The sequence below is a fragment of the Tardiphaga sp. genome, assembly GCF_025356345.1.
In the GTDB taxonomy this organism is placed as follows: Bacteria; Pseudomonadota; Alphaproteobacteria; order Rhizobiales; family Xanthobacteraceae; genus Tardiphaga.
In genome coordinates, this window is record NZ_JANXTC010000348.1 from 1 (window position 1) to 3,006 (window position 3,006).

The window sequence follows — 3,006 nt, forward strand, 5'->3', positions numbered from 1 at the left end:
GCCGCCAGCGCCGCCGTGCGGCCCTCCGGTGTCGCGATGTCGCCGGTGACGGCCGTGACCGTCACGCCGGTCGCCGTCCGGATCTCCTCGGCCGTGGCTTCCAGAACATCTTTCGTGCGGGCGACGATCGTTACATCGACGCCTGCCTCGGCCAGCGCCAGGGCGCTGGCCTTGCCGAGACCGCGGCTCGCACCGCTCAACAGTGCCTTGCGGCCGCGAATGCCGAGATCCATCGCTTAGGCCGCGACGGCCGAGAGCGTCTTGATCTTGTAGCCGTATTTCTGGTCGAGCCCGAGCTCCTGGATGATGCGGATGCCCTTGGCCAGCGCCTCACCCTCCAGCATGGTCAGCGGCTTGCGCAGGTCGCCTGCCGGCAGACCGACCGCCTTCATCAGCGACTTCACGGCCACCGGATTGATCGCCGAGTAAGTGTAGTGCAGTAGCGGCAGCAGGCCGAGATAGGCGTTCTTGAAGCCTTCGGCCTCCTTGTAGCTGGTCCACGGCGTCGAGATGGTGGCCATCTCGCTTGGCGCGAGGTTGCCGGTCATGTTGGCGGTGCCGTGGCCGCCGAGGCTCATGGTCGGCACCACGAGGCCGAGATTCGGGCTGTCGCAGCACATCACCGAGACGCCGCAATCGGCGGCCAGCACCTGCGCCACCTGGCCGACGCGGGCGGTAGATTCCTTGTGCACGACATAGTTCGGGTGCTTGAAGATGCGGATCAGGTTGTCCCAGTGCAGGTCGCTCTTCACCCGCGGCGGATTGTTGTAGATGCCGAGCGGCAGGTCGGTTGCGTCGGCAATGTCGAGAAAGAAGCTCTCGATGTCAGCTTCCGGCGCGCAGATGTAGGCGGGCGCCGCGAGGATGGCGCCGTCGGCGCCATTGTCCCGGGCGAAGCGGACATTGGCGATCGTGGTGTCGGTGTTGTTGCCGGTGCAGCCGAAGAAGATCGGCATGTCCGCGGTTTTCATCTTGGCGCATTCAACGATGATCTGCTTCTTCTCGTCCTGCGACAGCATCGAGGACTCGCCGGTCGACCCCATGATCAGGATCGCCGAGGTGCCATTGTCCTGATGGAATTTCAGCAGGGTTCGAAACGCGGCGTAGTCTACCGAGCCGTCCTTGTTGAACGGGGTGATCAGCGCCACGAACGATCCGGTCAGCTTCTTGGTCGACATCTCGCATCTCCATCGGTTCGGAATTCGGTAAAAATCTATCACGGCCGCGGCGGATGGTCACCGCGTAGCGTCGTGCTATTTCTGCGGCAGCGGTCACGGTCGACGGTAATTTATGCGGCACGGCTCTGCGGGTGATCGTATTTTCCGAGCGCGAAGGCGACGGCGGCATCGGCATGGATCAGCGTCGAGTCGAACGCCGGCAGGTCGAAATGGTCGGCGTCCAGCAACAGGCCGATCTCGGTACAGCCAAGGATGACGCTGTCTGCCCCGGCGGCCTTGGCGGTGGCGATCACCTCCAGATAGCGCTGGCGCGAGCTGTGCTGGACAACGCCGCGGCACAACTCGCCGAAAATGATGTCATGCACGGCGATCCTGTCAGCTTCATGGGGGACCATCGGCTCAAGCCCGTGGGCCTCGCGCATCCTCGACAGGTAGAAGTCCTGTTCCATCGTATAGCGAGTGGCGAGCAGTAGCGGTCGGCGGCAGCCGGCGGTCTTGACGGCGGCGCCGGTCATGTCGGTGATGTGCAGCAAGGGGATCGAGATCGCCTCCTGCACAATGTCAGCCAGCTTGTGCATGGTGTTGGTGCAGATCAGCACGCAGTCGGCGCCGGCGGCCTCCAGATGCCGCGCGACCTGCGCCAGCCTGGCGCCAGCCCGGTCCCAGTCGCCGGCCTGCTGCAAGGCCACGATCGACTCGAAATTGACCGAGTGCAGGATCACCTCGGCCGAATGCAGGCCGCCGAGCTGGTCGCGGACATTCTCGTTGATCCGCCGGTAGTACACCGCGGTGCTTTCCCAGCTCATCCCGCCCATCAGGCCGATCGTTCGCATTCCTGTGTCCTTGTCATCGCGGATATTGGCCAAAGCATAGCGAAGCGGCCGCGCAACAAAACGGTCGAAGATCTCAGGATTTTCAGATTCTTTGTAAGATATTTGTGCTTACTCGGAGTATTGCGCATGTATTTTGCGCGGAATTCGATTTACGGGCGTCAATAGCTCAAGATCTGGAGAGAATCGCCTTGATGGATGCCATTGACCGCCGCATTCTCGATATCCTGCAGAACGATGCTTCCGTCGCCGTCGCCGCGATCGCCGAGAAGGTCGGCCTCAGCACGGCGCCATGCTGGCGCCGGATCAAGCGGCTGGAGGAGGATGGCGTCATCACGAGGCGGGTGGCGCTGCTCAATCGCCGCAAGGTCAACGTGCCGATGACGGTGTTCGCCTCGGTCAAGGCGCCGCGCCATGAAGCCGACTGGCTGCAGGCGTTCCGCCGGGTCATCGCCGACATTCCGGAGATCGTCGAAGCCTGGCGGCTGACCGGCGAAACCGACTATCTGCTGCGTATCGTGGTGCCCGACGTCGAGACCTATGACGCGGTCTACCAGCGCATGATCAAGCGGCTTGAATTCTCCGACATCAACTCCTCCATTGCCATGGAAGAGATGAAGTTCACCACGGCGATTCCGACCAGCTACATGCAGTTGAAGTAGCCGCAGCCGTCATAGCGAGCGCGGCGAAGCAATCCAGAAAGTCGTAGGCGAGGGCTCAGGTTCTCCTCGCAATGACGGCTGAAACGAAAACGGCGGACCGTGAGGCCCGCCGTTTTGCAGTATGGTGTTTGAAACCGATCAGCGCTTGGCGATATCGACGTAATCGCGGCGGGCGGCGCCGGTGTAGAGCTGGCGCGGACGGCCGATCTTCTGCTGCGGGTCCTCGATCATCTCGCTCCACTGGCTGATCCAGCCGACGGTGCGGGCGACCGCGAACAGCACGGTGAACATCGAGGTCGGGAAGCCCATCGCCTTCAGCGTGATGCCCGAATAGAA

5 protein-coding genes are annotated in these 3,006 nt (G+C 62.7%); 1 reads left to right on the forward strand and 4 read right to left on the reverse strand.

All coding sequences use genetic code 11. The annotated features are described in order from the left end of the window. The 3 genes from Q0S16_RS21135 to Q0S16_RS21145 all read right to left on the reverse strand — a co-directional run. A partial coding sequence (locus tag Q0S16_RS21135) for an SDR family NAD(P)-dependent oxidoreductase (RefSeq protein WP_295852623.1) occupies positions 1-233 on the reverse strand: 233 nt, incomplete at its 3' end. A gap of 3 nt (positions 234-236) precedes the next feature. Further along, a complete protein-coding gene (locus tag Q0S16_RS21140; RefSeq protein ID WP_295852625.1) occupies positions 237-1,178 on the reverse strand; it encodes a 4-hydroxy-tetrahydrodipicolinate synthase in 942 nt (313 codons plus the stop codon). Positions 1,179-1,288: 110 nt separating this feature from the next. Continuing rightward, the gene (locus tag Q0S16_RS21145) at positions 1,289-2,011 is read right to left on the reverse strand and encodes an aspartate/glutamate racemase family protein (RefSeq protein WP_295852627.1); all 723 of its coding nucleotides are present in this window, start codon (positions 2,009-2,011) and stop codon (positions 1,289-1,291) included. Positions 2,012-2,202: 191 nt separating this feature from the next. Between Q0S16_RS21145 and Q0S16_RS21150 the strand changes: the two genes are divergently transcribed. Further along, the gene (locus Q0S16_RS21150; RefSeq protein WP_295852630.1) at positions 2,203-2,670 is read left to right on the forward strand and encodes an Lrp/AsnC family transcriptional regulator; all 468 of its coding nucleotides are present in this window, start codon (positions 2,203-2,205) and stop codon (positions 2,668-2,670) included. Between the two features lie 138 nt (positions 2,671-2,808). Here the strand turns inward: Q0S16_RS21150 and Q0S16_RS21155 are convergent. Continuing rightward, a partial coding sequence (locus Q0S16_RS21155; RefSeq protein WP_295852633.1) for a citrate/2-methylcitrate synthase occupies positions 2,809-3,006 on the reverse strand: 198 nt, incomplete at its 5' end.